General features: G+C 72.0%; 27 protein-coding genes and 1 riboswitch. Of the genes, 16 read left to right on the plus strand and 11 right to left on the minus strand.

Going from position 1 to position 25638, the window contains the following annotated elements:
- Positions 1-3: 3 nt before the first annotated feature.
- The gene (locus R2B67_RS27865) at positions 4-1800 is read right to left on the minus strand and encodes an AMP-dependent synthetase/ligase (RefSeq protein WP_317821905.1); all 1797 of its coding nucleotides are present in this window, start codon (positions 1798-1800) and stop codon (positions 4-6) included.
- Between the two features lie 279 nt (positions 1801-2079).
- On the opposite strand from R2B67_RS27865, the gene R2B67_RS27870 reads away from it, so the two are divergent.
- The 6 genes from R2B67_RS27870 to R2B67_RS27895 all read left to right on the plus strand — a co-directional run bounded on the left by R2B67_RS27870 (position 2080) and on the right by R2B67_RS27895 (position 7148).
- Positions 2080-2889: a metallophosphoesterase family protein gene (locus tag R2B67_RS27870; protein ID WP_018511952.1), complete on the plus strand. Its 810-nt coding sequence runs from the start codon at positions 2080-2082 to the stop codon at positions 2887-2889.
- Between the two features lie 109 nt (positions 2890-2998).
- Positions 2999-3448 carry an SRPBCC family protein gene (locus R2B67_RS27875; RefSeq protein ID WP_317821907.1) on the plus strand — a complete coding sequence of 150 codons (450 nt, stop codon included), beginning with the start codon at positions 2999-3001 and terminating at the stop codon, positions 3446-3448.
- A 5-nt stretch (positions 3449-3453) separates the two neighbouring features.
- Positions 3454-4662, plus strand: a complete 1209-nt coding sequence (locus R2B67_RS27880; protein WP_317821908.1) for an ArsA family ATPase — start codon at positions 3454-3456, stop codon at positions 4660-4662.
- Positions 4663-4770: 108 nt separating this feature from the next.
- Positions 4771-5238 (plus strand): DUF5304 domain-containing protein, encoded by a 468-nt coding sequence (locus R2B67_RS27885; RefSeq protein ID WP_317821909.1) that lies wholly within the window; start codon positions 4771-4773, stop codon positions 5236-5238.
- A 134-nt stretch (positions 5239-5372) separates the two neighbouring features.
- Positions 5373-6314, plus strand: coding sequence for an ROK family glucokinase (locus R2B67_RS27890; protein ID WP_109977380.1), 942 nt, complete (start codon positions 5373-5375; stop codon positions 6312-6314).
- Positions 6315-6392: 78 nt separating this feature from the next.
- Complete coding sequence (locus R2B67_RS27895; RefSeq protein WP_381075249.1) at positions 6393-7148, plus strand: endonuclease/exonuclease/phosphatase family protein; 756 nt, start codon at positions 6393-6395, stop codon at positions 7146-7148.
- A 1-nt stretch (position 7149) separates the two neighbouring features.
- On the opposite strand, the gene R2B67_RS27900 is transcribed toward R2B67_RS27895, so the two are convergent.
- Entirely contained in the window at positions 7150-7866 is a 717-nt protein-coding gene (locus R2B67_RS27900) for a hypothetical protein (protein ID WP_317821910.1), read from the minus strand.
- Positions 7859-8638, minus strand: coding sequence for an alpha/beta hydrolase (locus R2B67_RS27905; protein ID WP_317821911.1), 780 nt, complete (start codon positions 8636-8638; stop codon positions 7859-7861). The genes R2B67_RS27900 and R2B67_RS27905 overlap by 8 nt, the downstream gene beginning before the upstream one ends.
- A 224-nt stretch (positions 8639-8862) precedes the next feature.
- On the opposite strand from R2B67_RS27905, the gene R2B67_RS27910 reads away from it, so the two are divergent.
- From R2B67_RS27910 to R2B67_RS27925, 4 genes are all read left to right on the plus strand, one after another.
- Positions 8863-9660 (plus strand): lysophospholipid acyltransferase family protein, encoded by a 798-nt coding sequence (locus R2B67_RS27910; RefSeq protein ID WP_237329398.1) that lies wholly within the window; start codon positions 8863-8865, stop codon positions 9658-9660.
- Between the two features lie 32 nt (positions 9661-9692).
- Positions 9693-10940, plus strand: a complete 1248-nt coding sequence (macS, locus tag R2B67_RS27915) for a MacS family sensor histidine kinase (protein ID WP_317821913.1) — start codon at positions 9693-9695, stop codon at positions 10938-10940.
- 86 nt (positions 10941-11026) lie between these two features.
- Complete coding sequence (locus tag R2B67_RS27920) at positions 11027-11671, plus strand: response regulator (RefSeq protein ID WP_051104635.1); 645 nt, start codon at positions 11027-11029, stop codon at positions 11669-11671.
- 108 nt (positions 11672-11779) lie between these two features.
- The gene (locus tag R2B67_RS27925; protein WP_109977374.1) at positions 11780-12775 is read left to right on the plus strand and encodes a 2-hydroxyacid dehydrogenase; all 996 of its coding nucleotides are present in this window, start codon (positions 11780-11782) and stop codon (positions 12773-12775) included.
- 29 nt (positions 12776-12804) lie between these two features.
- On the opposite strand, the gene R2B67_RS27930 is transcribed toward R2B67_RS27925, so the two are convergent.
- Positions 12805-14703, minus strand: coding sequence for an anthranilate synthase family protein (locus R2B67_RS27930; RefSeq protein ID WP_317821915.1), 1899 nt, complete (start codon positions 14701-14703; stop codon positions 12805-12807).
- A 129-nt stretch (positions 14704-14832) separates the two neighbouring features.
- Positions 14833-14901: a trp operon leader peptide gene (locus tag R2B67_RS36080; RefSeq protein WP_106429850.1), complete on the minus strand. Its 69-nt coding sequence runs from the start codon at positions 14899-14901 to the stop codon at positions 14833-14835.
- A 102-nt stretch (positions 14902-15003) separates the two neighbouring features.
- On the opposite strand from R2B67_RS36080, the gene R2B67_RS27935 reads away from it, so the two are divergent.
- Both R2B67_RS27935 and R2B67_RS27940 read left to right on the plus strand, forming a co-directional pair.
- A complete protein-coding gene (locus tag R2B67_RS27935) occupies positions 15004-16350 on the plus strand; it encodes a class II 3-deoxy-7-phosphoheptulonate synthase (RefSeq protein WP_026241475.1) in 1347 nt (448 codons plus the stop codon).
- A gap of 175 nt (positions 16351-16525) precedes the next feature.
- The gene (locus tag R2B67_RS27940) at positions 16526-16834 is read left to right on the plus strand and encodes a (2Fe-2S)-binding protein (RefSeq protein ID WP_317821917.1); all 309 of its coding nucleotides are present in this window, start codon (positions 16526-16528) and stop codon (positions 16832-16834) included.
- Between the two features lie 22 nt (positions 16835-16856).
- On the opposite strand, the gene bfr is transcribed toward R2B67_RS27940, so the two are convergent.
- Complete coding sequence (bfr, locus tag R2B67_RS27945; RefSeq protein WP_018511967.1) at positions 16857-17336, minus strand: bacterioferritin; 480 nt, start codon at positions 17334-17336, stop codon at positions 16857-16859.
- A 152-nt stretch (positions 17337-17488) separates the two neighbouring features.
- Here bfr and R2B67_RS27950 point away from each other — a divergent pair, with 152 nt between their 5' ends.
- On the plus strand, positions 17489-18121 hold the full coding sequence (locus tag R2B67_RS27950; RefSeq protein WP_018511968.1) for a sulfite oxidase-like oxidoreductase: 633 nt from the start codon (positions 17489-17491) through the stop codon (positions 18119-18121).
- 15 nt (positions 18122-18136) lie between these two features.
- Here the strand turns inward: R2B67_RS27950 and R2B67_RS27955 are convergent, their stop codons facing one another.
- The 5 genes from R2B67_RS27955 to thiO all read right to left on the minus strand — a co-directional run bounded on the left by R2B67_RS27955 (position 18137) and on the right by thiO (position 23317).
- Positions 18137-19006: a deoxyribonuclease IV gene (locus R2B67_RS27955; RefSeq protein ID WP_317821919.1), complete on the minus strand. Its 870-nt coding sequence runs from the start codon at positions 19004-19006 to the stop codon at positions 18137-18139.
- 2 nt (positions 19007-19008) lie between these two features.
- Entirely contained in the window at positions 19009-20943 is a 1935-nt protein-coding gene (gene pknB, locus R2B67_RS27960; protein WP_317821920.1) for a Stk1 family PASTA domain-containing Ser/Thr kinase, read from the minus strand.
- 150 nt (positions 20944-21093) lie between these two features.
- Positions 21094-21888, minus strand: a complete 795-nt coding sequence (locus R2B67_RS27965; protein WP_317821922.1) for a thiazole synthase — start codon at positions 21886-21888, stop codon at positions 21094-21096.
- Between the two features lie 2 nt (positions 21889-21890).
- Positions 21891-22112, minus strand: a complete 222-nt coding sequence (gene thiS, locus R2B67_RS27970; RefSeq protein WP_018511972.1) for a sulfur carrier protein ThiS — start codon at positions 22110-22112, stop codon at positions 21891-21893.
- On the minus strand, positions 22109-23317 hold the full coding sequence (gene thiO, locus R2B67_RS27975; protein ID WP_317821924.1) for a glycine oxidase ThiO: 1209 nt from the start codon (positions 23315-23317) through the stop codon (positions 22109-22111). Before thiO ends, thiS begins: the two co-directional genes overlap by 4 nt.
- Positions 23315-23427, minus strand: a riboswitch (TPP riboswitch). It overlaps the preceding gene by 3 nt.
- Before the next feature lie 53 nt (positions 23428-23480).
- On the opposite strand from thiO, the gene R2B67_RS27980 reads away from it, so the two are divergent.
- The 3 genes from R2B67_RS27980 (at position 23481) to R2B67_RS27990 (ending at position 25577) form a co-directional block, all read left to right on the plus strand.
- Positions 23481-23822, plus strand: a complete 342-nt coding sequence (locus R2B67_RS27980; RefSeq protein WP_317821925.1) for an avidin-fold protein — start codon at positions 23481-23483, stop codon at positions 23820-23822.
- Between the two features lie 29 nt (positions 23823-23851).
- Positions 23852-25096, plus strand: a complete 1245-nt coding sequence (locus R2B67_RS27985; RefSeq protein WP_317821926.1) for an NAD(P)/FAD-dependent oxidoreductase — start codon at positions 23852-23854, stop codon at positions 25094-25096.
- Between the two features lie 115 nt (positions 25097-25211).
- Positions 25212-25577, plus strand: a complete 366-nt coding sequence (locus R2B67_RS27990; protein ID WP_018511976.1) for an Rv2175c family DNA-binding protein — start codon at positions 25212-25214, stop codon at positions 25575-25577.
- Positions 25578-25638 lie beyond the last annotated feature (61 nt).

Consider the following 25638-nt stretch of genomic DNA (forward strand, 5'->3'; position numbering starts at 1 on the left):
CGCTCAGGCGCGGTAGATCGACTCCACCTCGTCCGCGAAGTCCTTCGCCACCACGTTCCGCTTCAGCTTCAGCGACGGCGTGATGTGGCCCGCCTCCTCGGTGAACTGGGCGGGCAGGATCCGGAACTTGCGTACGGACTCTGCCTTGGAGACCGCCGCGTTGCCGTCGTCCACCGCCCTCTGCACCTCCGCCAGCAGCTCCGGGTCCTCGCGCAGCGACAGGGCGGTCGAACCGGCCGGCTTGCCGTGCTCCTCGGCCCAGCGGCCCAGGAAGTCCTCGTCCAGGGTGACCAGGGCGCCGACGAACGGGCGGCCGTCGCCGACCACCATGCACTCGGCGACCAGCGCGTGGGCGCGGATGCGGTCCTCGATCACCGCCGGGGCGACGTTCTTGCCGCCCGCCGTGACGATGATCTCCTTCTTGCGGCCGGTGATCGCGAGGTAGCCGTCCTCGTCGAGGGTGCCGATGTCCCCGGTGTGGAACCAGCCGTCGGCCAGCGCCTCGGCGGAGGCCGCCTCGTTCTTCCAGTACCCGGTGAACAGGTGCTCGCCGTGGAGCAGCACCTCGCCGTCGTCCGCGATCCGGACCACCGAGCCGGGCAGCGGCTGGCCGACCGTACCGATCTTCTGCCGGTCCCACGGGTTGAACGCGGTCGCCGCGCAGCTCTCGGTCAGGCCGTAGCCCTCCAGGACCGTGAAGCCGATGCCCCGGTAGAAGTGGCCGAGCCGCTCGCCGAGCGGGGCGCCGCCGGAGATCGCGAACTCGCCCTTGCCGCCGAGGACGTTGCGCAGCTTGCCGAAGACCAGCTTGTCGAAGAGCTTGTGCTTGAGCTTCAGCCCGAGGGAGGGACCCTGCGGAGTGGAGAGCGCCCGGCTGTAGGCGATCGCCGTGTCGGCGGCCCGGTCGAAGATCTTGCCCTTGCCGTCCGCCTGCGCCTTGGCGCGCGCCGCGTTGTAGACCTTCTCGAAGACCCGGGGCACCCCGAGGATCAGCGTCGGCCGGAACGAGGCCAGCTCATCGGTGAGGTTCTTGATGTCGGGGACACAGCCGAGCCGGATCGGGGCCATCACCGAGGCCACCTCGACCATCCGGCCGAAGACGTGCGCGGCGGGCAGGAACAGCAGCACCGAGCACTCGCCCGTACGGAACAGCGGCTTCAGCCGCTCCACCACGTTGCCGCACTCCGCGAAGAAGCTGCGGTGGGTCAGCACACAGCCCTTGGGCCGGCCGGTCGTGCCGGAGGTGTAGACGATGGTCGCCGGGTCGTCCGCCTTGGCGCTGACCATCCGCAGGTCCATGGTCTCGTCCGAGACTTCGGCACCCGCCTCGCCCAGGGCCTTCACCGCGCCGGCCTCGATCTGCCAGACGTGCGCGAGATCGGGCAGCCCCTCCCGTACGGAGGCCACCGCCGCCGCGTGCGCGTCGCTCTCCACGAACACCGCCACCGCGCCGGAGTCGCTGAGGATCCACTGCACCTGCTCGGCGGAGCTGGTCTCGTACACCGGCACGGTCACCGCGCCCGCGCTCCAGATCGCGAAGTCCAGCAGCACCCACTCGTACCGGGTGCGGGACATCAGGGCGACCCGGTCGCCGGGCTGCACGCCCGAGGCGATCAGGCCTTTGGCGGCGGCTCTCACCTCGGCCAGGAACTGGGTGGCGGTGACATCGGCCCACGCACCGGCCACCTTGCGGCTCATCACCGCGACATCGGGATGCTGAGCGGCGTTGCGGCGGATGAGATCCGTCAGATTGCCGTCCGTCGGGACCTCGTACAGGGCCGGAAGGCTGAACTCGCGCAAGACTGCTGCTCCTCATCGGGCTCCGGTGCCACGGCTCTGTGTGACGCACCGGCTGCGGTCCAAGAATGGCAGGTGCTCAGTGGGGTGAGCACGACTGGACTGCCCGGACGTTACCCACCGGTACTAGGTTCCCGATAGGGGGTTCCGGCCAGATGTCTTATGCATCACACATATAAATGGCCCTTTCGCGCACAGTAGTCCACCGGCGTGACGACTCGAAAGTAACCGCAGGTCCAGCCGGTCTACCCGCGCGTGGACGGGCGCTCTAGGGTGATCCGTATGCGAGGCAGCGAAGCAGGCGGCCCGGCGGCCGGCACCCGGCGCACCACCCGGATCCACGTGGTCAGCGATGTGCATGGCAACACCGAGGCCCTGGCCCGCGCCGGGGACGGCGCCGACGCCCTCATCTGCCTCGGTGACCTGGTGCTCTTCCTCGACTACGCCGACCACTCGCGCGGCATCTTCCCCGACCTGTTCGGCCAGGAGAACGCGAGCCGCATCGTCGCCCTGCGCACCGCCCGCCGCTACGAGGAGGCCCGCGCCTTCGGCCGTGAGCTGTGGGCGGGCCGCGACCGCAACACCGAGATCATCGGCGCGGTACGCAGGCAGTACGCCGAACTCTTCGCCGCCTTCCCCACTCCGACGTACGCCACCTACGGCAACGTCGACGTCCCCCGCCTGTGGCCCGAGTACGCCCTCCCCGGCACCACCGTGCTGGACGGCGAGCGGGTGGAGATCGGCGGATGGGTCTTCGGCTTCGTCGGCGGCGGCCTGAAGACCCCGATGAACACCCCGTACGAGATCAGCGACGAGGAGTACGCCGCCAAGGTCGAGGCGCTCGGCCCGGTCGACGTGCTCTGCTCGCACATCCCGCCCGAGGTCCCCGAGCTGACGTACGACACCGTCGCCCGCCGCTTCGAACGCGGCTCCACCGCCCTGCTGGAGGCCATCCGCACCACCCGCCCCCGGTACGCACTTTTCGGCCATGTTCACCAGCCGTTGGTCCGCCGGATGCGGATCGGCCACACCGAGTGCGTCAACGTCGGTCACTTCGCCTCCACCGGGACGCCCTGGGCGCTGACCTGGTGACCGGAAGGGCCCGGGGCGTGGACCGGAGCGCGGCGGGCACGCGATAGCCTGCACAGCGGCAGGCTCCTGCCGAAAGCGACCGGTTACACCGCACTGGAGGGCCACGGCGATGGCTGAACACACCAGCTCGAGCATCACGATCGAGGCGGCACCGGCCGACGTCATGAGCGTGATCGCCGACTTCGCCCGCTACCCCGAGTGGACCGGCGAGGTGAAGGAGGCCGAGGTCCTGGCCACGGACGACCAGGGCCGCGCCGAGCAGGTCCGCCTCGTCCTGGACGCCGGGGCCATCAAGGACGACCACGTCCTGAAGTACACCTGGCTGGGCGACAAGGAAGTCAGCTGGACCCTGGTCAAGTCCCAGATGCTGCGCTCGCTGGACGGCACGTACGCCCTCGCGCCGATGGCCGGCGGGGTGCGCACCGAGGTCACCTACAAGCTGGCCGTCGACGTCAAGATCCCGCTCCTGGGCATGATCAAGCGCAAGGCCGAGAAGGTCATCATCGACCGCGCGCTCGCCGGTCTGAAGAAGCGCGTCGAATCCTTCCCGCAGGGCTGAGAGAGATGCGTACGGTCCTGGTCACCGGCCCCGGCGGCGCGGGCCGTACCACCCTCGCCGCGGCGACCGCCCTGGCCGCCGCCGCGAGCGGCCGCCGCACCCTCCTGGTCTCCGCCGAGCCCATACCCGGCTTCCCCTCCGGCCCGGAACCCACCCCGGTCACCGACCGCCTCGACCACGCCCGGATCGACTCAGGCGCCCACTTCCGCGCTGAACTCACCGAGCTCCAGCAGCGCGCATCGAGCGTCCTGGACCTGGTCGGGGCCGGGCGCCTGGACGGCGAGGAGCTGACCGAACTCCCCGGCGCTCCGCAGCTCGCCCTTCTCCACACCCTGCACCGGGCCGCCGCAGGCGACTGGTCGACGGCCGGCTACGACACCCTCGTCGTCGACCTCCCGCCGCTCGATCAGGCCCTCGCCCTGCTGGCCCTCCCCGAGCAGCTCCGCCGCTACCTGCGCCGCCTGCTGCCCGCCGAACGCCAGGCCGCCCGCGCCCTGCGCCCGGTCCTCGCCCAGCTCGCCGGGGTCCCGATGCCCGCGCAGTGGCTGTACGAGGCCGCCGCCCGCAAGGACGAGGAGCTGGCCGCCGTGCAGGCCCTGGTCGAGGACGGCTCCACCACGCTCCGCCTGGCCGCCGAGCCCGGGCCCGCCGCCGAGGACGCCCTGCGCACCGCCCGCACCGGCCTCGCCCTGTACGGGCTCCGCGCCGACCTGCTGGTGGCCAACCGGGTCCTGCCGCGCCACTCCTCCGACCCCTGGTTCGCCGATCTCGCCGCCCAGCAGGAGAAGTGCCTGGGCCACTGGCACGAGGAGTGGGCCCCGCATGTCCCGGTCCACGAGGCCGCGCACCTCGGCCGCGACCCCCGGACCGCCGACGACCTGGCCGCGCTCGCCGTCCCCGCGCCGGACGAGCGTGAGCCGGGCCGGGTGGAGGACCCGTGGTGGATCGAGGAGGAGTCGGGGGAGGAAGAGCCGGGCGAGGAGGGCCGTCCGGCCATGCTGGCCTGGTGCCTGCCGCTGCCCGGCGCGGTGAAGGAGGAGCTGCGCCTGGTCCGCCGGGGCGAGGAACTGCTCCTGACCGTGGGCCCGTTCCACCGGATCGTCCGCGTCGCCTCGGCCCTGCGCCGCTGCACGGTCTCGGGCGCGGCCCTGACCGACGGGGTCCTGCGGGTCCGCTTCACGCCGGACCCGGCGCTCTGGCCGCGTACCCCGTGACCCGTACCTCCTGAACGGTCCGCGGCCATTCGGGTAACGTCGGTGGTACGAGTTCGAGCCCGGCCGGCCGGCGCCGGCCGTCTCCACCCCGCGTCGCAGGAGTCCGCCATGAGTGAAGCCACCGATCGTCCCGTCGACGGCGACGCGTGGGCCGACGCCTGCGCCGAGGACCTCGCCGAGGAGAAGGCCCGCCGCCGCGCGCAGTATGGCCCGCAGTCCGGCTCGGCCGCCGAGGAGCTGCGCAAGCTGGTCGACGCGGTCGCCGACAAGGTCTCCTCGCTCCAGTCGCCGCTGCTCGGGGTCGCCGCCCAGGGCGCGGTCCAGCAGGCCATCCGGCAGGCGAAGTCCGCCGTGGAGCCGGTCATCGAGCGCAACCCGCAGGTCTTCGACCACCTCGCCGCCGCGGGCAACGAGCTGCTCGCCGCCTACCGCTCGGCGGTGGAGGGCCAGGAGAGCCGCTGGACCCGCACGGCGGCCGACCCCGCCAGGCCCGCCTCTACGGAGAAGGCCGCCGACGACCCGTCCGACCCCCGCGACGAAGGCCCCTCCGGCACCGAACGCATCGACCTGGACTGAATCGTCCTGGACCGAGCGGACGCACCACCCGGCAGGCCGCTCCACATCGGCCGGGACCGACCGGTCCCGGCCAGGCCGGGCGCTGCCTCGGGTACGGTTGGCCCTAGCGGGGCTCGACCGAAACTGAGGGATTCATGGGACTCACCATCGGCGTCGATATCGGCGGCACGAAGATCGCGGCTGGAGTGGTCGACGAAGAGGGCCGGATCCTCTCGACGTTCAAGGTGGCGACGCCCCCGACGGCCGAAGGCATCGTCGACGCGATCTGCGCGGCGGTGGCCGGGGCGAGCGAGGGCCACGACGTGGAGGCCGTCGGCATCGGCGCCGCCGGTTACGTCGACGACAAGCGCGCCACGGTGCTCTTCGCGCCCAACATCAACTGGCGCCACGAGCCGCTCAAGGACAAGGTCGAGCAGCGCGTCGGCCTGCCCGTCGTCGTCGAGAACGACGCCAACGCGGCCGCCTGGGGCGAGTACCGCTTCGGGGCCGGCCAGGGCCACGACGACGTCATCTGCATCACGCTCGGCACCGGCCTCGGCGGCGGCATCATCATCGGCAACAAGCTGCGCCGCGGACGCTTCGGCGTGGCCGCCGAGTTCGGCCACATCCGGGTCGTCCCGGACGGCCTGCTCTGCGGCTGCGGCAGCCAGGGCTGCTGGGAGCAGTACGCCTCCGGCCGCGCCCTCGTGCGGTATGCGAAGCAGCGCGCCAACGCCACCCCGGAGAACGCCGCCATACTGCTGGGCCTCGGCGACGGCACGGTGGACGGCATCGAGGGCAAGCACATCAGCGAGGCCGCCCGCCAGGGCGACCCGGTCGCGGTCGACTCGTTCCGCGAGCTGGCCCGCTGGGCCGGCGCCGGACTGGCCGACCTCGCCTCGCTGTTCGACCCGTCCGCGTTCATCGTCGGCGGCGGCGTCTCGGACGAGGGCGAGCTCGTGCTCGACCCGATCCGTAAGTCGTTCCGGCGCTGGCTGATCGGCGGCGAGTGGCGCCCGCACGCCCAGGTGCTCGCGGCCCAACTCGGCGGCAAGGCAGGGCTCGTGGGCGCGGCCGACCTGGCCCGCCAGGGCTGAGTCCGTACGGCACGACGCATCGGACGCCCGTCGCCGCCCTCCGGGGCAGCGGCGGGCGTCCGTCGTATCGTGGCCCGCATGGTCCTGACGCCTCTGCCCGACTCCCGTACCGAGCCGGACGGTTCAGCCGTGATCCGGGTGCTGAGCTACAACGTCCGGTCGATGCACGACGACACCGCGGCCCTGGCCCGGGTCATCCGCGCCTGCGCCCCCGACCTCGTCCTCGTCCAGGAGGCGCCGCGCTTCTTCCGCTGGCGCAAGGCGGCCGCGAGACTGGCCAAGAGCAGCGACCTCGTGGTCCTCAGCGGGGGCGCCACCGCCGCCGGACCGCTGCTGCTGTGCTCGCTGCGGGCGGCCGTCGAGAGCACCGAGGACGTTCTGCTGCCGCTCACACCGGGCCTGCACCGCAGGGGCTTCGCCACCGCCGTCGTCAGGATCGGCGGGGTCCGGCTCGGGGTGCTGAGCTGCCATCTGAGCCTCCAGCGCGACGAGCGCCTCGCCCAGGCGGACCTGCTGCTGGAGCAGCTGGCCTCGATGGGCGTGGAGCACGCGGTGGCGGGTGGCGACCTCAACGACGTACCGACCGGGAAGGCGTTCCGGCATCTGGCCGGGCCGCTCCAGGACTGCCGGGCCGTCGCCCCGTGGGGCGGCGAGCTGACGTTCCCGCCCGACGAGCCCCGTAAGCGCATCGACGCGGTCTTCGCGACCCCGGGCATCGAGGTGCTCGGCTGCGGCGTCCCGGCCGGGCTCCCCGGCGTGAGCGAGGAAGACCTGAGGGCGGCCACGGACCATCTGCCGGTCCTGGCCGCCCTCAGAGTGCCTGCCGCGAGGTGACCTACACGACCGCGCCGCGCCCCGGGTCGCCGTAGCTGTCGTCATCGTCGTCGTGCGGCATCCGGGCCACCAGGGTGACGAAGCCGCCCAGGAAGCCGCCGACGCAGAGCGTGGTGAGCCACCACGTCATGTGCCACTGGAGCAGCACCGCCAGCAGCATCAGGACCGGTCCGCCGAGCACCGCGAGCCAGGCGAACTTCGCCGTGGTGTCGGCCTCCGGCAGCGGCGGCGGCTCCGGGGGCACGAAGTGGCCCTCTTCGCCGTCGTCCGGCACATCGATGCCGTCGTCCTTGGACTCGGGCAGCTCGTAGTCGCGGGGACCGGCGACACCGGGCGCGAAGACGACGGAGCTGCCGAGCGGCTTCTTCTCGGGAGGCTTCGGGGGTGCCTTGCCCGACCCCTTGTCCGCCGGGTCACCGGCCCGGCCGTTGTCCGGCCCGACCACGTTGCGCTGGTCGTCCTCCAGCAGGGCGAGGTCCTCGACCGACTTGAAGGGTTTGGCGCCCGGCGGGTCCGGCGGCTCCTCCCCGTACCCCGCGACGATCGCGGCCCAGGCCGCGTCCTCGTCGATCACCCGCTCCTCGTCCGCCCTCTTCTCCGGCTCGGCCCCTTCCGGGACAGCCGGTTTCGTCGTCCCCTCCGGGACGGCCGCGCTCTCCGTGGGGCGCGGTTCGCGCTCCTCGTCGCTGCCTGTGCGTTCCGCGTCGTGCTCAGCCACCGGACGTGCTCCCCTTCATCCCGACGCTCGGTGCGAGACGGCCGATGAACCGGTAGCTCTCATCGAAGATCCGCTCCGCATCATGGTCCAACGTCGCCACGTGGTAGCTCTGTTCCAGCAGGATCTCCTCGACGTCGGTGGAGGAGATCCGGCTCAGGATCCGCGCGCTGTCCGCGGGCGGTACGACATGGTCCTGCGGGCTGTGCAGCAGCACCACCGGCTGGGTCACCTGCGGCAGCTCGCCGTCGACCAGCCGGAAGAACTTCCGCACCGAGTGGGCGGCGTGCAGCGGCACCTTGTCGTAGCCCACCTCGTGCGACCCGGGGAGCGCGATGTCGTCGGCCAGCCCCTTCGTCGTACGGACGAGGTGGCGGGCGACCGGCAGCGCGTACGCCGAGAGGCCGTGCACCTTGTTGGCCGGGTTGACCAGCACCAGACCGCTGATCGCGTCCCCGTGCTTGGCCGCCAGCCGCAGGGACAGCGCGCCGCCCATGGAGAGGCCGAAGACGAAGACCTGCGCACACTTCTCGCGCAGCACCCGCAGCTCGCGGTCCACCTCCGCGTACCAGTCCTGCCAGCCGGTGACCGCCATGTCCTCCCAGCGGGTGCCGTGGCCGGGCAGCAGCGGCAGGGAGACGGTGAGCCCGCGCTCGGCGAGGTAGTCGGCCCAGGGGCGCAGCGACTGCGGGGAGCCGGTGAAGCCATGACAGAGGAGGACGCCGACCTCTCCGCCCTCGTGGCGGAACGGCTCGGCTCCAGGGAGGACCGGCACCGGGGTCTCCTGTTCGTGAGGTGAGGTAGAGGTGAGGCGGGGGTGGGGGCGGGGGCGCGCACCGGGGCGTGCTTGACGGATGACTTCACCGTACGCGACCGGACCGACACCGACCAGGGCCGTCACGGACCCCGCGCACGCGCCGGGTCACGGACCCCGCGTACGCCCCGGGATAAGGTCTGAGCCACAGCACACAGGAGGCAGAGCAGTTGATCTACGGCGCAATGAAGTTCTCCATCGGCGGCTCCTTGAAGCTCGCCTTCCGGCCGTGGGTGGAGGGCCTGGAGAACATCCCCGAGCGGGGGCCGGCGATCCTCGCGAGCAACCACCTCTCCTTCTCCGACTCGTTCTTCCTCCCCGCTGTCCTGGACCGCAAGGTCACGTTCATCGCCAAGGCGGAGTACTTCACGGCCCCCGGGGTGAAGGGCAAGCTCACCGCCGCCTTCTTCAAGGGCGTCGGCCAGCTCCCCGTCGACCGCTCCGGAGCCCGCGGTGCCGGTGAGGCCGCCATCAAGGCGGGCATCCAGGTCGTCGAGAGCGGCGGCCTCTTCGGCATCTACCCCGAGGGCACCCGCTCGCCCGACGGCCGCCTCTACCGCGGCAAGCCCGGCGGCCTGGCCCGCGTCGCGCTGGCCACCGGCGCCCCCGTCATCCCGGTCGCGATGATCGACACCGAGAAGATCCAGCCGCCCGGCCAGGTGGTGCCCAAGCTGATGCGCCCCGGCATCCGGATCGGCAAGCCGCTGGACTTCAGCCGCTACCAGGGCATGGACGGCGACCGCTTCATCCTGCGTTCGGTGACCGACGAGGTCATGTACGAGATCATGAAGCTCTCCGGCCAGGAGTACGTGGACATCTACGCCACCGCCGCCAAGCGCCAGATCGCCGACGAGGCGAAGGCGAAGGCGGAGGAGGCCAAGCGGGAGCGGAAGCAGGCGCAGGCGGCGGGTGACGAGAGCGGGCGCGCGCAGAGCCAGGGGCGCGCGGGCGACGAGGACGGAACGGAACGGTCCGGCGCCTGAGCGCGTCGTAGACCGTCGGGGGGTGGGGCCAGATGGCCAAGCGTGAGCGGGTCGTACGGATGTCGGTCGAGCAGCCGCTGTGGCGCGCGCTGACGGGCTACCGCGTACTGACGATGGTCTACGCGGTGCTGCTCGCGATCTTGGGGAAGGACAACTTCGGCCAGCCGAGGTTCGAGCGGCCCTGGGTGGCCTTCGCCTACCTCGCGTTCCTCGCCGTGTGGACGCTCGCCACCCTGCCCAAGGTCCGCTCGGCGGCGGCCTGTACCAAGCGCTTCCTCGGCGCGGATCTCGTCGTCGCGCTGACCGGGATCATGCTCACCCCGGTCGCCGACATCCACTCCCACACCTTCGACGGCCCGACGCTGCCCTCGATCTGGACGGCCGGAGCGGTCCTCGCCTTCGCCATCAAGGGCGGCTGGCGGTGGGCGGCCTTCGCCTCCACCTTCGTCGCCGCCGCCAACATCATCCAGCGCGGCGACCCCAGCCGGGACACCTTCCACAACGTCCTGCTGGTCTGGGTCGCCTCCATCGCCATCGGGTACGTCGTCGAGGTCGCCCGCGCCAGTGAACGCACCCTGGCCCGCGCCCTGGAGATCGAGGCGGCGACCCGCGAACGCGAGCGCCTCGCCCGCGACATCCACGACAGCGTCCTCCAGGTCCTCGCCATGGTGCAGCGCCGGGGCACCGCGATCGGCGGTGAGGCGGCCGAGCTGGGCCGGATGGCCGGGGAGCAGGAGGTGGCCCTGCGCACCCTGGTCTCCAGCGGCCTGGTCCCGCCGACCCGGGTCTCCGAGGACGCCGCCGAGGGGGCCGTCGTGCGCACGGTCGACGTGGACGAGGAGAGCCCGGACTCCGCCGCCACCTGCGACCTGCGCGCCCTGCTCGCCCCGCACGCCGGCGCCCGCACCAGCTTCGCGGAGCCCGGCGCCCCCGTGGTGCTGCCGGCGGAGGCCGCCCGCGAGCTGGCCGCCGCTGTCAGTGCCGCCCTGGACAATGTGCGGGTGCACGCCGGGGACGGGGCCCAGGCGTGGATCCTGGTCGAGGACGAGCCGGGCGAGGTCATCGTCACCGTCCGGGACGACGGCCCCGGCATCCCGGAGGGCCGCCTCGCCCAGGCGGAGGGGGAGGGGCGGATGGGGGTCGCGCTCTCCATCCGCGGCCGGCTGCGCGATCTCGGCGGCACGGCCGAGGTGATCTCGGTGCCGGGACAGGGCACCGAGGTCGAGTTGAAGGTTCCGAAAGCACAGGTTTCCCGGGGGAAGGCAGGATCGGCCCGATGAGCACGCAGAACGCAGGACCGCAGGACACGCCTCAGAGCGCACCGCAGCAGGACGGCGGGGAGGGCGCCGACCGGCCCATCAGGGTCATGGTGGTCGACGACCACCCCATGTGGCGTGACGCCGTCGCCCGCGACCTCGCCGAGTCCGGCTTCGACGTCGTCGCGACCGCCGGCGACGGCCCGCAGGCGGTCCGCCGCGCTAAGGCGGTCAACCCGGACGTCCTGGTCCTCGACCTGAACCTGCCCGGCATGCCCGGCGTCCAGGTCTGCAAGGAGCTGGTCCCCTCCCACCCCGGCCTGCGCGTCCTGGTCCTCTCGGCGAGCGGTGAGCACGCCGACGTCCTGGAGGCGGTGAAGTCCGGCGCCACCGGCTATCTCCTGAAGTCCGCCTCCACCCAGGAGCTGACCGACGCCGTCCGCTCCACCGCCAACGGCGACCCGGTCTTCACCCCGGGCCTCGCCGGCCTGGTCCTCGGCGAGTACCGCAGGCTCGCCTCCGACCCCGTACCCGCCGCGTCCAACGAGCCCAAGGCCCCGCAGCTCACCGACCGGGAGACCGAGGTGCTGCGGCTGGTCGCCAAGGGGCTCTCGTACAAGCAGATCGCCGAGCGCCTGGTCATCTCGCACCGCACCGTCCAGAACCACGTGCAGAACACCCTGGGCAAGCTCCAGCTGCACAACCGGGTGGAGCTCGTGCGGTACGCGATTGAGCGCGGCCTCGACGACGTCTGACCGGGACCCGGGGCCGGGGAGGGCCGGGACGCGGGCCGGGACCTCCGGCCCGACCGGAGGGCCGTCCGGCCCCGGGCGCACCTGGGAGCGGAGTCGTATATTCGCGCTATGGAGATCCTCGCGTTCGGTGTGCAGTCAGACGAGAAGCCCCTGATCGAGAAGGCCTTCGCCGGGCTGCACGAGGTCCGCTGCCTGGACGTCTTCCTGAACCGGGACACCGCCCCCATCGCGGCCGGGTACGAGATCATCTCCACCAGCGTCAACGCCGACCTCGGCTCCCCGGTGCTCCAGACCCTGGCCACCGGCGGAACGCAGATGATCGCCCAGCGCTCCACCGGCTTCAACAACATCGACCTGGACGTCGCCGAACGGCTCGCCCTGCGCGTCGCCCGGGTCTCGTACTACTCGCCGTACTCGGTCGCCGAATTCGCCTGGACCCTGGCCATGGCGGTCAACCGGCGCGTCATCCGGGCCGCGAGCCGCACCCGCGACTTCGACTTCCGCCTCGACGGGCTGCTCGGCCGCGACATGCACGGGCGGACCGTCGGCGTCGTCGGCACCGGCAAGATCGGTGAGGCGTTCACCCGGATCGCCCACGGCTTCGGGATGAAGCTGCTCGGCTGGGACGTCGTGGAGAACCCGGCCTGCCTGGAGCTGGGCATGGAGTACGTGGAGAAGGAGCGCCTCTTCGCCGAGGCCGACCTCGTCAGCCTCCACGTCCCGCTGCTGCCCGCGACCCAGCACATCATCAACGAGGCCGCCCTGAAGTCGATGAAGGACGACGCGATCCTGGTCAACTCCAGCCGCGGCGGCCTCATCGACACCGCAGCCCTGGTCACCGAGTTGCGCGCGGGCCGCTTCCTCGGCGTCGGACTCGACGTGTACGAGGCGGAGGCCGGGCTCTTCTTCCTGGACAAGTCCCTGGAGGGCGTCGACGACGACACCCTGGCCCGGCTGGTGACTTTCCCGAACGTGATCGTCACCTCGCACCAGGCGTACTACACCGAGGACGCGGTGGGCCAGATCATCGACGCGACCGTACAGAACGTCACCGACTACCTGGCCCGCCGCCACAGCGAGAACGTGCTCGTGCCGCGTATGTGAACCCTCCGAGGCCGTGAGCCCGAAGGGGCTCAGCTCAGCACCGGCAGCCCCGCCAGCAGCTCCGTCACGATCGCCGCCCCCCGCACGGTCAGCACCGACTCCGGGTGGAACTGCACCGAGGCGAAGCCCGGCCCGCGCAGCGCGTGCAGCTCACCGCTCTCCTCGTCCCGGCTCACCTCGATCCCGTGCGCGGCCAGCTCGGCGGCGGCAGGAGAGTCGCAGCGAGCGGTGAAGCTGTTGTAGAAGCCGACCGTCTCCGGCCGCTCGAACAGCTCGATCCTGGTCTGCGCCCCCTGGTACGGCACCGCCTTGCGCACGATCTCCATGCCCAGCTCGGCCGCGATCAGCTCATGCCCGAGGCAGACGCCCAGCAGCCCGTACCGGTGCTCCCGCACCAGCCCCGCCGCCAGCTCCCGCAGCAGCCGCATCTTCGGGTCCGCGAGATCGCCCGGATTCCCGGGACCGGGGCCCAGCACGACCGGCCCCCGGTGCGCCCGCACCACCTCACGCAGCCCCGGCTCGTCGAACCGCCGCACCGACACCTCCAGCCCGGACGAGCGCAGCAGGTGGGCCAGCATCGCGGTGAACGTGTCCTCGCCGTCCACCACCAGCGCATGCCCGGTCAGCTCCCGGGTGCGCTCCTGCATCCGCAGCCAGAACGGAGCGAGCCCGCCGCGCCGGTCGTCCAGCGCCGCCTGCACCCGGGGATCGGCGGCCAGCAGCGGACGCCCCGCCTCCGCCTCCGGCCGCCCCGGCCGCACCCCGAGGGCGGCCAGCACCCCGGCGGCCTTGGCATGGGTCTCGGCGACCTCGCTCTCCGGGTCGGAATGGCGTACGAGAGTGGCGCCGACCGGCACCTTCAGCGAACCGTCCGGGGCGATGTCGGCGGTCCGGATGAGGATCGGCGAGTCGAGCGTCTGCGCCCCGTTCGCGTCCTGCCCCACCAGGGCCAGCGCGCCCGCGTAGTAGCCGCGCCCGCCCTGCTCGTACCGCTCGATCACCCGGCAGGCGTTCTGCACCGGGGAGCCGGTGACGGTGGCCGCGAACATGGTCTCGCGCAGCACCTCCCGTACGTCCAGGGAGGACCGGCCCCGCAGCTCGTACTCCGTGTGGGCGAGGTGGGCCATCTCCTTGAGCCGGGGTCCGACGACCACCCCGCCCATGTCGCCGACCGTGCACATCATCTTCAGCTCCTCGTCGACCACCATGGACAGCTCCTCGCTCTCCTTGCGGTCCCCGAGGAACGCCAGCAGGCTCGTCGCGGTGGGCCCCTCGGCCGGGTAGCGGTAGGTCCCGCTGATCGGGTTCATCACGACGGTCCCGCCGGACATCCGCACATGCACCTCCGGGCTGGCCCCCACCAGCGTCCTGTCGCCCGTGTGCACGACGAACGTCCAGTACGCGCCCCGCTCACCCGCGAGCAGCCGCCGGAACAGCGCCAGCGCGTCCGCCCGCCCGAACCCCGGGATCTCCCCCCGGAACGTCCGCCGGATCACGAAGTTCGCGCCCTCGCCCTGCCCGATCTCGTCCCGGATCACCCGCCGCACGATCTCCGCGTACGCCGCGTCCGGCACATCGAAGCCCCGGTCCTCCACCACCACGTCATGGGCGGGCAGCGCGGCCAGCACCTCCGCCAGCTCCAGCTCGTGACTCTCGTCCGCGACCAGCACGCTCAGCGGCGTCCCGTCGTCCCGTACGTCGAAGCCGCGCTCGGCGATCTGCCGGAACGGCACCAGGGCCAGCGCGGGCGACGCGCCCACCGGCAGATCGGCCAGCCGCTCCGCCTCCCGCACCCGGCCGATCAGCACTTCCACGTGATCGTGGTCACGGCCGGGCGTACGTCGGCGCAGCAGGGCGAAGGGCGGGGCGTCCTCGGCCAGCAGCCGGCGGACGAGATCGGAGGCGGTGCGATGCGCGGTACGGGACATGGGAGCGGGTTCCTTCCGGACGGACCGTACGAGGGGCTCGTACGGGATTCACGGGGGAGAGGAACGGCTCCGAAACGCAGGAAAGGCCGCCCCTCGGGCGGCCTTCGCGAAGTGTGTCAGCGCGATGTGTCAGCGGGCCGCCGGATGAGCGGTCCACCACCAGTTCTGGATCGAGATCTGGATCTGTTGCGTCGACATGCTGCGACCCTAGCGGACGTTCCGGGCATCGGAGCGGGTGTCTCAACTATTGAGCGCTCGAATGGACGCCCCGCGCGACCCCGTAATGTTGTGCACGTGACCGTGAACGCCAATACCTCCGTCGCCGGTGGCAACACCTGGCGAGACCTTCCCGCGGCGCAGCAGCCCGAGTACCCCGACTCCGAGGCCCTGCGCGATGTACTCGCGGACCTCGCGTCGTATCCGCCGCTCGTCTTCGCGGGCGAGTGCGACCAGCTGCGCGCCCGCCTGGGAGCCGTCGCCAAGGGCGAGGCGTTCCTGCTGCAGGGCGGCGACTGCGCCGAGGCCTTCGACGCCGTGTCCGCCGAGCACATCCGGGCCAAGCTGAAGACGCTGCTCCAGATGAGCGCCGTCCTGACCTACGCCGCCTCCGTGCCGGTCGTCAAGGTCGGCCGGATCGCGGGCCAGTACTCCAAGCCGCGCTCCAAGTCGACCGAGACCCGCGACGGCGTGACCCTGCCGACCTACCGCGGCGACTCGGTGAACGGCTTCGCCTTCACCGAAGAGGCCCGGATCCCGGACCCCGCGCGGCTGAAGCAGATGTACCACGCGTCCTCCTCGACGCTGAACCTGGTGCGCGCCTTCACCACCGGTGGTTACGCGGACCTGCGCCAGGTGCACGCCTGGAACCAGGACTTCGTGAAGTCGTCCCCCGCAGGCCAGCGCTACGAGGCCCTGGCGCGCGAGATCGACAACGCGCTCAACTTCATGAAGGCGTGCGGTACCGACCCGGCCGAGTTCAAGGCGGTCGAGTTCTACGCCTCGCACGAGGCGCTGCTGCTGGACTACGAGACGGCGCTGACCCGCACCGACTCGCGTACCGGCGAGCTGTACGACACCTCCGGCCACATGGTCTGGATCGGTGAGCGCACCCGGCAGATGGACGGCGCGCACATCGAGTTCGCCTCCAAGGTCCGCAACCCGATCGGCATCAAGCTCGGCCCGACGACCACCGTCGACGAGGCCCTCGGCTACGTCGACCGCCTGGACCCCGAGCGCGAGCCCGGCCGGCTGACCTTCATCGTCCGCATGGGCGCCGACAAGGTCCGCGACAAGCTGCCCGAGCTGGTCGAGAAGGTCACCGCGTCCGGCGCCACCGTGGCGTGGGTGACCGACCCGATGCACGGCAACACCTTCGAGGCCGCCTCCGGCCACAAGACGCGCCGCTTCGACGACGTTCTGGACGAGGTCAAGGGCTTCTTCGAGGTCCACAAGGGCCTCGGCACCCACCCGGGCGGCATCCACGTGGAGCTGACCGGCGACGACGTCACCGAGTGCGTGGGCGGCGGCCACGAGATCTTCGTGGACGACCTCCACCAGCGCTACGAGACGGCCTGCGACCCGCGGCTCAACCGCAGCCAGTCCCTCGACCTGGCCTTCCTCGTCGCCGAGATGTACCGCGACCAGTAAGCGGTCCGGCGGGTATTCCCGCCGGTCGCACCTGTGGGGCACGGATCCATGTGATCCGTGCCCCACAGTCCGTTCCCGGGCTTTTGCGCGCCTCGCCAGGCGGGTAAGGTTAGGTTAGCCTCACCGACGAAGACGGGGACGGCACCAGCGACCGGCCCGCAGGGAGGTGAACCGCATGTACGTCTGCTCCTGCTTCGGCATCACCGAGGCGCAGGTCAAGAAGCATGCGGACGCCGGGGCCTGCACCCCGCGCCAGATCGCCTCGGCCTGCAAGGCCGGCACCGACTGCGGCGGCTGCGTCCGCCGGATCCAGGCCCTGCTGGGGCGTGACTGCTCGCGCCGCGACCTCACGGGCCAGCAGCGGGAGCCCGCGGCGGCGTCCGTCACGCACCCGGTCCCCGCGGCGGCATCGGTCACCCACCCGGTCCCTGCGGCGGCATCGGTCAGCCACCCGGTCCCGGCGGTGGCACCGCTCGCCGCCTGACGGCCTCTCGTAGCGCGTCGGCTCAGCTCTCCGGCTGCTCGATCAGCTGCGCGATGTAGAGCGGCTCACCGAGCTTCTCGACCAGCTCCAGCTGGGTGTCGAGGTAGTCGATGTGGTGCTCCTCGTCCTCCAGGATGGACTCGAAGATGTTCGCCGAGGTGATGTCCCCCTTGGCGCGCATCAGCTCGATCCCGCGCTTGAGGCGGTCGATCGCCTCCACCTCGACCTGGCGGTCCGCCTGGAACATCTCGGTGACCGTCTGGCCCACCCGGACGTGGAAGAGCCGCTGGTAGTTCGGCAGCCCGTCCAGGAACAGGATCCGGTCCGTGAGGATCTCGGCGTGCTTCATCTCGTCGAAGGACTCGGCCCGGGTGTACTTGGCGAGCTTGGTCCAGCCGAAATTGTCCTGCATCTTCGCGTGCAGGAAGTACTGGTTGATAGCGGTCAGTTCGGCCGTCAGCTGTTCGTTGAGGAACTCAAGGACCTCGGGGTCGCCCTGCATCGCAGAGGCTCCTTCCAAGCGTGATCGACAAGGTGGCCGCATCCTCGCACCGCACTCACCGGCCGTCCAGTAAGTGCACGCTTAGTACGAGTTGACCCCATGGGGGTCTGCCCTGGTCATGACCACCCCTGCCTGTCTGTCACCATGGATACATGGGTCAGCCGGAAAACCGGGAGAATCGCGCGGCAGAGCAGTCGGAGCTTCCACCAGGACAGCGACTGCAGCGCGGATGGCCGGTCACCCACTACGGGCCCGTTCCCAAGTTCAAACCGGAGCGCTGGGAGTTCCGGGTCTTCGGGGCCACCGCCGACGGCGACAAGCACTGCTGGAACCACCAGGACTTCTCTGCGCTGCCGTTCTCCTCGGTCGTCGCTGATCTGCACTGTGTGACGAAGTTCAGCATGATCGGCGCCGAATGGGGCGGAGTCCTCGCCCGTACGGTGCTCGACCTGGCACCCCCCGCGCCCGACGTCACCCACGTGATGGTCTGGGCCGAATACGGCTTCTCCTCGAACCTGCGCCTGGACGACTTCGCCTCCGAGCGCACCCTCTTCGCCACCCACAAGGACGGCGAGCTCCTCACCGCCGAGCACGGCTTCCCGCTCCGCCTCGTCGTCCCGCACCTGTACGCCTGGAAGGGCCCGAAATGGGTCCGGGGCGTGGAGTACATGACGACCGACCGGCGCGGATTCTGGGAGGAGCGGGGCTACCACAACATCGGCGACCCCTGGAGCGAGCAGCGCTACTCCTACCAGGAGGAGCCCGGGGACGGCCCCGAGCTCTAAGGCTTCTTCAGCGCGCTAGGGCTTCTTCCGGACGCCCTTCCGGAGCTCCTTCAGGCGGGCCACGTCCGCCGCGTGCCCCTCCTTGCCGCCGGGCGTCTCGATGATCAGCGGTACGCCCTCGGTCGCCGGGTGCGCGAACAGCTCCCGGAAGGGCTCCGCACCGATGTGACCGGCGCCGATGTTCTCGTGCCGGTCCTTGTGCGCGCCCACGACGTCCTTGGAGTCGTTGGCGTGGATCAGCTTCAGACGGCCCTCGCCCACCGTCTCCACCAGCAGGTCGAGTGTCTGCCGCATCCCCGAGGGGCCGGCCAGATCGTGCCCCGCCGCGTAGATGTGGCAGGTGTCCAGGCAGATGCCCAGCTTGGGGTGGGCGTCCAGCGCCTCGAAGTACGGTCCGAAGTCCCACGTACGGGAGCAGAGCGAGGAGCCCTGGCCCGCCGTCGACTCCAGCAGCAGATACGGGTCGTCGTCGTGGGTCAGCTCGTCCAGCAGGGGCCGCATGTGCTCCCGCACCTGGGCCAGCGCCTCGGAGCGGGGCCGCCCGCCCGTCGCCGAGCCGGTGTGCACCACCACGCCCAGCGCGCCGATCTCCCGGGCCCGCCGCAGCGAGTGGCGCAGCGACTCCACGGACTTCTCGACCGTCGCCTCGGTGTGCGAGCCGAAGTTGATCAGATACGGGGCGTGGACGTACGCCGGTATCGACGCGGTCGCGCACTCCGTGCGGAACAGCTCGTCCTGGGCCGGGTTCCCCGTGGGCGTCGCCCAGCCGCGCGGGTTGGCGACGAAGACCTGCACGGCCTCGGCCGCCAGCTCACGGGCGTACTCCAGACCGACCTTGGCGAGGCCGCCGGCCACCGGGACATGACCGCCCACAGGGTTACGCATGTCTAGAACCCCTTGGTCCTGATGGTGATGGTGGAGCCCTCGGGGGCCTGCTCGCCGCCCTCCACGGACTGGCTCGCGATCGTGTTGCTGAAGGAGAGGAACGGCCGGTCGACCTTCACCTCGAAGCCCGCCTCCTCCAGGGTGGCCCGGGCCTCGTCGACGTCCCGCCCGGTGATGTCGGGGACGTCCAGCATCCGGGGGCCCTTGGAGACGGTCAGCTCGATCGTGTCGCCCTCGGCCGCCTCGGCGCCCGCGCCGGGGGACTGCTTGGCGATGTCGCCGTCGGCCTCGGGGGAGTGGACCCGGCCGGGCAGCACGTCCACCTTCAGCCCCTCCTCCGCCAGCTCCGCCGTGGCGTCCTCGACCGAGAGGCCGGTGACGTCCGGGACGTCGACGGGACTGCCCTTGCTGACGATCAGAGCGACGGCCGTGTCGGGGTTCCGGTCGGTGCCCGCGCGCGGATCCGTACGGATCACCTCACCGCGCGCCACGTCCTCGCTGAACTCCCTGGTCACCATGCCGGGGACCAGGCCCACCTTCTTCAGGGAGCGCCGGGCGTCCGCGAGGGAGGAGCCCGCGACATCGGGCACCCGGACGATCTCCGGGCCGCGCGAGACGACGAGCTTCACCGAGCCGTTGCCCCGGATCCGGTCGCCGGACGCGGGGTCGCTGTCGACCACGGAACCCCGCTCGACGGTGTCGCTGAAGACCCGCTCCACCCCCTTCAGCCCGAGCCCCTCGTCCGCGAGCCGCTGCTCCGCCACCTTCTGGGTCTGGCCGAGCAGCGAGGGGACCTGGGTGAACTGGCCCGAGTTGATGTACCAGACGCCCGCGCCGACGCCGAGCGTCAGCAGGACGGCGGTGATGATCGTGATCAGCTTGCGGTGCGGTCCGCCGAACGGCCCGCGCCGGGCGGCCCGGCGCCGGGGCGGGGCGACCGGCGGCGGCATCTCCAGCCGGCTGGTGCGGTGCACGCCGCCCCCGTCCGCGCCGTCGTCCACCGGAAGGGCCCGGGGGATCACGCTCGTACGGTCCTGAGCGCCGTCGTGGGTGTCCGACAGCGCCTGCGGCGGTACGGCGTCCAGCTCGGCCTCGGTCAGCCCGGCACGGGCCTCCCGGGCCTCGGCCAGCAGCAGGACCGCGTCGTACGGGCGCACCTCGGGATTGCGGGCGGTCGCGCTCGCCACCAGGCTGTCCAGCGCGACCGGGAGCCCCGGCACGACGGCGGACGGGGCCGGGACGTCGGTGTTGAGGTGCTGGTAGATGACCTGGGCGGCGTTCTCCCCGGTGTGCGGCTTGGCGCCGGTCAGCATCTCGTACAGCACGACCCCGCAGGCGTACACATCACTGCGGGTGTCGGCGGTGCCGTGCTCGATCTGCTCGGGCGCCAGATACGAGACCGTGCCCAGCAGCGAACCCGTGGTGTCGGTGGCCGTGCCGACCGCCCTGACCAGGCCGAAGTCGGCGACCTTCACCCGCCCGTCGTCCCCTATCAGGACGTTCTCCGGCTTCATGTCGCGGTGCACGAACCCCGCCCGGTGCGCGGCGCCGAGCGCGGCGAGGACCGGCTCCAGGATGTCCAGCGCGGCCCGGGGCTGGAGGGCGCCGCGCTCGCGCAGGACGTCGCGCAGAGTGCAGCCCGCCACATACTCCATCGCGAGATAGACGTACGCACCCTGGGCGCCCTGGTCGAAGACCGCGACGACATTGGGGTGGGCCAGCCGGGCCACCGACTTGGCCTCGCGGATGAACCGCTCGACGAAGGCGGCGTCGACGGCGAGCGCCGGGTGCATCACCTTGAGGGCGAGCACCCGGTCCAGGCGGGTGTCCACGGCCCGGTAGACCGTGGCCATCCCGCCGACGGCGATGCGCGCCTCAATGCGATACCGGCCGTCGAGCAGCTGCCCGACGAGAGGGTCCTGGAGGGTCGTGTCCACCCCGAGAGTCTACGAGCCGCCACCGACACCCCGGACGGAGCGGGCACTCCCGGGGCCGTTCCCTTACCGACCTGTGACGTGCGGTTCAAGCCCCTCCGGCGTTTGAGGAGCGGGGGCTCGGGGGCAGCGCCCCCGACCACGAACCGCCGCTCAGAACGCCGGCCGCTCCGGATCCAGCGCCGCCCGCCCGTCCACCGGCGAGGACGCCTCGGCGAAATGGCGGCGCGGAATCCGCCCCGCCCGGTACGCCAGCCGCCCGCCCTCCACCGCGTGACGCATCGCACCCGCCATCAGCTCCGGCTCCTGCGCCCGGGTCACCGCCGAGGCGAGCATCACCGCCGCGCACCCCAGCTCCATCGCCAGCGCCGCGTCCGACGCGGTCCCGGCCCCCGCGTCCAGGATCACCGGCACCCCCGCCCGCTCCACGATCAGCTCGAAGTTGTGCGGGTTGCGGATGCCGAGCCCCGAGCCGATGGGGGAGCCGAGCGGCATGATCGCCGCGCACCCCACGTCCTCCAGCTTCCGGGCCAGAACCGGGTCGTCATTCGTGTACGGCAGCACGGTGAACCCGTCGTCCACCAGGATCTCCGCCGCGTCCAGCAGCTCGATAGGGTCCGGCAGCAGCGTCCGCTCGTCGGCCACCACCTCCAGCTTGACCCAGTCGGTGCCGAGCGCCTCCCGGGCCAGCCGCGCGGTCAGCACCGCCTCACCGGCCGTGAAGCAGCCCGCCGTGTTCGGCAGCACCTGGATGGAGAGCCGCTCCAGCACGGAGAGGACCGAGCCCTGCACGGTCGGGTCGAGCCGGCGCATGGCGACGGTGGTCAGCTCGGTGCCGGAGGCGATCAGCGACCGCTCCAGCACCTCCAGGCTCGGCGCCCCGCCGGTCCCCATGATCAGCCGGGAGCCGAAGGCGGCCGGCCCCAGGGCGAAGACGTCGTCGGACACGGTCAGCCTCCCTGGACAGCGGTCAGGACCTCGACGCGGTCGCCCTCGCCGAGCGTGGTGGCGGCCCACTGCCCGCGCGGCACGACGCACTCGTTGACGGCGGCGGCGACGCCGGAGGGCGCGGTGGTCAGGGTGGCGACGAGGCGGTCCAGCGCGGTGCCCGCGTCGAGGACGCGCGGCTCCCCGTTGACCGATACCGACACGGGCGGGCTCAGCGTGCTCATACGGACTGCTCCTGGAGTACGGGGGCGGCGCCGGCGGACGTGAACCGGCCCGGGGTGAAGGGGCGGGCCACCTCGGGCAGCTCGCCGGTGGTCAGCACCTCGGCCATCGCGTCGCCGGTGACGGGCGTCAGCAGGACGCCGTTGCGGTGGTGGCCGGTGGCGAGGAGGAGACCGGGCAGGGCGGTCGGGCCGAGCAGCGGGGCGTTGTCGGGGGATGCGGGGCGCAGACCGGCCCGGGTCTCGGTGAGCGGCAGCTCGGTGATGCCGGGCACCAGCTCGTGGGCGTCGCGCAGCAGCTCGTAGACCCCGCCGGCGGTGACCGTGGTGTCCCAGCCCATCTCCTCGCTGGTCGCGCCGACGACCAGCTCGCCGTTCTCACGCGGTACGAGATAGAGGTGGCCGCCCCGGACGACGGCGCGCACGGTCCGGCTGAGGAAGGGGGCGTACGCCCGGGGCACGGTCAGCCGCAGGACCTGGCCCTTGACCGGGCGGACCGGCGGCAGGACCTCCTCCGGCAGCCCCGCGAGCCGCCCGCTGAGGCTGCCCGCCGCCAGGACGACCTGGTCGGCCCCGGCCTCCGTACCGTCGTCGAGCACGGCCCCGGCCGCCCGGCCCCCGCTGACGGTGAGCCGCACGGCGGAAGCCCTGCGGAACACCACCCCCGCCCGCTCGCACGCGGCCAGCAGCGCGGCGGCGAGCCGACGCGGATCCACCTGATGGTCACCGTCCACCCGCAGCCCGCCCCGTACCCCCGGCGCGAGCATCGGCTCCAGGCGGCGGCACTCACGGCCGCTCAGCCAGACCGACTCCAGGCCCGAACGCTCCTGGAGGGCGTGCAGCTCCCGCAGATGGGCCCGGTCGTCGGAGTCCAGCGCGACGGCCAGCGTTCCGCAGGTACGGAAGCCGGTCTCCCGGCCGCTCGCCGCCTCCAGCTCCGCGACGAACTCCGGATAGCGGGCGGCCGAGGCGAGGTTGAGGCCGAGCAGCATCTCCTCGCCGTAGTGCAGTTCGGTGACGGCGGCCAGCATGCCCGCCGCGACCTGGGCGGCGCCGCCGCCCGGACCGGGATCGGCCACGGTGACGGCCAGCCCGCGCTGGGCCGCCCGCCACGCCGTGACCAGGCCGATGACGCCGCCCCCGATGACAAGGACATCGGACCCTGATTTCTCCCCCGGGCTTCCGGAGGTCTTCCCCGAGACGCGCATGGGTGTCCAGCCCCTCCCTTCGCCGGCATGACCCGGATCAGGTTCGTACGGTCGGAGGCGCTCCAGCCTCCCTCTCAGCCCGGTGCGTCCGGGCTCCCGCGAGTTGTTCTACGTTGGCCACCCTAAACCCACCCGCATTCCGCCCAGTAGGGGAGCAGCCACCATGGCCCGTTCGCTCGACGGACTCGTCCTCTCACCCGTCGCCGACCAGGCCCCGGGCCAGGTCGGCACCCGTACCCGCTTCACGTACCACGAGCAGGACGGCGCGATCTGGGCCGAGTACGCGGGCGGTGACGTGGCCCGCGGCCATCTCGTCGGCACCCGCGAGGGGGACGCCCTCGACTTCCGCTACGTCCAGCTCAAGCAGGACGGAACGACCTCTTCCGGACACTGCCTCTCCACCGTCACGGCACTCCCGGACGGCCGGGTGCGGCTGGACGAGCGCTGGGAATGGGAGTCACAGGAAGGCAGCGGGACGAGTGTGGTGGAGGAAGTCACCCCTTGACGTCGCGTCAGCTGAATAGAGTGGTACACGTGAGCGAGCAGACGGAACACCACGCGGCGCGAGAGCGCACACGGAACGTCGTGATCGTCGGAGCGGGCATGGCGGGCGTACAGACCGCCGTCGCCCTGCGGGAAGCCGGCTTCACCGGCCCCGTCACCCTGATCGGCGCCGAACCCCACCAGCCCTACGACCGGCCGCCGCTGTCCAAGGCGGTGCTGCTGGGCAAGGCCGAGGACTCCGCCTTCGACGTCGACTTCGAGGCGCTGGACATCACGCTGCGCCTCGGTGTGGACGTCACCGCCCTGCGCGCCGCCGACCACGTCCTGGACACGGCGGACGGCCCCGTCCCCTACGACGTCCTGGTCCTGGCGACCGGCGCCGAGCCCATCGCCCTGCCCGGCACCGAGGCCGTTCCCGGCGTCCATCTGCTGCGCACCCTGGACGACGCCGCCCGGCTGCGGCCCGTCCTGGAGCAGCAGCACGACGTGGTCGTCGTCGGGGCGGGGTGGATCGGTGCCGAGTTCGCCACCGCCGCCCGCGCCGCCGGCTGCGCGGTCACCGTCGTCGAGGCCGCCGCCCGCCCGCTGGCCGGCACCCTGCCCGCCGAGGTCGCCGCCCCGATGGCCGACTGGTACGCGCAGAGCGGCACCGAACTCCTCACCGAGGCCCGGGTCGAGCGCGTCGAGGAGGGCACCGTGGTCCTCGCGGACGGCCGGACCCTGCCCGCCGGGGCCGTGGTCGTCGGCATCGGCGCCCGCCCCGCCACCGGCTGGCTGGCCGGCTCCGGGATCGAACGCGGCCCGGACGGTTCGGTCACCGCCGACAGCGCGCTGCGCACCTCCCTGCCCGATGTGTACGCGGTCGGGGACTGTGCCTCCTTCCCCTCCGCCCGCTACGGCGAACGCCTGCTGATCCACCACTGGGACAACGCCCTCCAGGGCCCGCGCACCGCGGCCGCCGCGATCCTCGCCGCGGAGAGCGGTGAGCCGCTGCCGGTCCACGACCCCGTCCCGTACTTCTGGTCCGAGCAGTTCGGCCGCTTCGTGCAGTACGCCGGCCACCACGCCCACGCCGACACCCTGATCTGGCGCGGCGACGGCGCCGAGGCCACCTGGTCGGTGTGCTGGCTGAAGGCCGGTGCGCTGGTCGCCGTCCTCGCGGTGGGGCGCCCGCGCGACCTCGCCCAGGGCCGCAAGCTCATCGAATCCGGGGCCGTCCTCGACCCCGAGCGGGTCGCCGACCCCGCCGTACCGCTGAAGTCCACCGCCCTGTGACACCCCGGGCCGACCCCCTGTGACACCCCGGGCCGACCCCCTGTGCCCCCCGGTCCGACCCCCGTACGGTCGGCCCGGCTACCGGCTGTCAGTCCCAGATGGCACGCTTGTCCTTGTGACCGAGATTGACGCAAAGACCGATGCTCTCGTCCCCGCCTGGCTCCACCTTCCCGACATCGCGGAAAAGCTCGATGTCGAGGTGACGCGTGTACGGCAGTTGGTCAAGGAGGGCCAGCTCATCGCCGTACGCCGTGGTGAGAACCGGACGCTCCAGGTGCCCGCCGCCTTCATCGACGGCACCAAGGTGGTCAAGGGCCTCTCCGGCACCCTGACCCTCCTGAGGGACGACGGCTACTCCGACGAAGAGATGCTGGAGTGGCTCTTCACTCCCGACCCGACCCTGCCCGGCACCCCCGCACAGGCGCTGAGTGAGAATCGCGGTACGGAGGTGAAGCGCCGCGCCCAGGCGCTCGCCGTCTGACCGACACGACCGGAAGCGGCGTACGGGCCCCGCGCTGAGCGCGGGCCCGTGCCCCGCCTCG

It is taken from the genome of Streptomyces cyaneofuscatus, from assembly GCF_033109485.1.
GTDB lineage: Bacteria > Actinomycetota > Actinomycetes > Streptomycetales > Streptomycetaceae > Streptomyces > Streptomyces cyaneofuscatus.